Origin of the sequence: Streptomyces humidus, assembly GCF_014649655.1 — a bacterium.
Classification (GTDB): domain Bacteria; phylum Actinomycetota; class Actinomycetes; order Streptomycetales; family Streptomycetaceae; genus Streptomyces; species Streptomyces humidus.
Map to the genome: position 1 here is coordinate 1 of NZ_BMTL01000112.1, position 2,156 is coordinate 2,156.

At 69.4% G+C, this 2,156-nt stretch carries 2 protein-coding genes; one reads left to right on the top strand and one right to left on the bottom strand.

Translation table 11 applies throughout. The features are described from left to right. The coding region (locus IE239_RS41245) for a ScbA/BarX family gamma-butyrolactone biosynthesis protein (protein WP_190154574.1) at positions 1-723 on the bottom strand (723 nt) is incomplete at its 3' end. 286 nt (positions 724-1,009) lie between these two features. Here IE239_RS41245 and IE239_RS41250 point away from each other — a divergent pair. Next, positions 1,010-1,678: a ScbR family autoregulator-binding transcription factor gene (locus tag IE239_RS41250; protein WP_229878815.1), complete on the top strand. Its 669-nt coding sequence runs from the start codon at positions 1,010-1,012 to the stop codon at positions 1,676-1,678. Positions 1,679-2,156 lie beyond the last annotated feature (478 nt).

Here is a 2,156-nt window from a genome sequence, read left to right on the forward strand (position 1 = left end):
GCTCTGGCGGGCGGCTTCGAGCAGCAGCATGCCTGGGACGTGGTCGGCCGGGTGGTCGAAGAGGACGGGGTGGGAGAAGTCGGTGCGCAGTTGGGCGGGGGTGGGGGTGGGGGTGGGGGAGAGGACGACGTCGTGGGTGTGGGTGCGGGCGACGTGGGCCGGGGTGAGGGGGGGTGGGAGGGGGAGGGCGCGTCGTGCGGCGTGTGCGGGGTCGGCGTAGGGGCCGCGCAGGCGCGGGTACACGGTGGGGGAGAGGTTGCAGAACCTCGTCTCCGCCACGCCCAGTGGCCGGCCGTCGATGTAGAGGTCGACCTGCATGCGCAGCGAGGCCAGCCGGCCGGTGCGGCGGACTGTCTCGGAGCAGGTGATGTGCATGTCGAGGTCGGCGTCGTTCCCGGTGAACGTCAGGGCGGCGGGGTCGACTTCGTAGCGCAGGCTGCTCCATGACTGGCGGTGGCCGAAGGGGACTGCGTAGGCGAGGTGGCTGAGCAGCGGCACGCTCTGGCGGACCGACTCGGCGACGAGCAGCGGGTCGTGGAAGCCGGTCTTCGGCCCGTAGAAGGGGTGTTGCGAGGGCCACCGGGCGGTGATGTGGAAGCGGTCGGGTCCGGCCGGGGACAGGCCGGTCAGCAGGACTTCCGACGCGGCGGCCTTGTGCACGTATTCGCGGGGAACGGAGGTGGCCGGTCGCTCTATGACTCGCGTCGAGGCAGTCACGGTCATGTGGATCCCCCCCAGGGATGTGGTTGACCTCGTGGTGCGGTGAACGTGTCGGCAACAATATAAAGAGCGCTCGTTTTGTTTTCCTGCCAAACGCGGGTAAAGTTGATGTCACAAGTAGGTCAAGGATGCTGCCGTGAGGATGGATGAAACGGTTGTTTTCCGGCGTGCTGGCCGGCTTGGGTGGTCCTCGGCGTCTGGCAGTTCGGGAGCCGGGGCCGATACCGTAAAGAGTGTTCGGTTTCGCAAGGAGGTGCTGGTGGTGCGTCAACCCAGGCAGGAACGGGGAGTGCAGACTCGGAGGCAGTTGCTCCGGGCGGCGGCGGAGGTGTTCGACGAGTCCGGTTTCGCCGGGGCGAGCATCAAGGACATCCTTCAGCAGGCCGAACTCACGGCCGGGGCGCTGTACTTCCACTTCGAGTCGAAGGAGGCGCTGGCCCGTGCGGTCATGAGCGCGCAGCCCGATTCGATAGTCCCGTGGCTGGAGTCGCAGGGGCTGCAGCGGCTCGTCGACATCACGCTGGTCTGGTCCCAGCAGTTGAGGACGGATCCGTTGCTGCGGGCGGGTGTGCGGCTCACCACCGAGCAGGGTGCGTTCGGCCTGCGGGACGTCAAGCCCTACCGCGACTGGGGCGCGATCATGGCTGACTGTCTGCGTGTCGCGGCGGGCAGGGGCGAGCTGCAGGCGGGCGTCGACCCGGAGGAGCTCGCCGAGTTCGTCGTCGAGGCGTGCACGGGCATGCAGACCTACTCCGCCGTGGCGAGCGAGGGGCGGGCGGATCTGGGCGACCGGGTCGTGCGGATGTGGCGGCTGCTGCTTCCGGGCATCGCGGTGCCGACCGTCATCGTCCACACCGAAGTGAGCGAGGCGCGTGCGAAGGAGCTGTTGCGGGCCGCCTCCTGTGCCGCGGCCTGCGCTTCGGCGGGCTCGCGGGAGGGCGGCGGCGCGCAGGACTGACCGCGGACGCGGACAGCGCACGACCGGCTGTGGTTCGGCGGGCTGCGGGTGAACGTCTGTGGTTCGGCGGGCTGCGGGTGAACGTCTGTGGTTCGGCGGGCTGCGGGTGAACGTCTGTGGTTCGGCGGGCTACGGGTGAACGTCTGTGGTTCGGCGGGCTACGGGTGTCCGTCTGTGGTTCGGCGGGCTACGGGTGAACGTCTGTGGTTCGGCGGGCTGCGCGCGTCCGTCTGTGGTTCGGCGGGCTGCGGGTGATCGACGGGGGCGCGGGCGGCGTGGCGGGTGCCGTGCCTGCCCGCCGGCGCCGTCGGCGTCGTCGGCCTGGCGGCGGGCGGGCGTGGTGAGACGGCGTGCAAGGGATTTCATTCACAGGGGAGAAGTCATGGTTCACGGTCTGAGACATCTGCGCCTGTGCGCGGTCAACATCGACGGCGTCATGCTCGGCGACTCCTTCAGCCCGGTCATCCACCACTTCCTG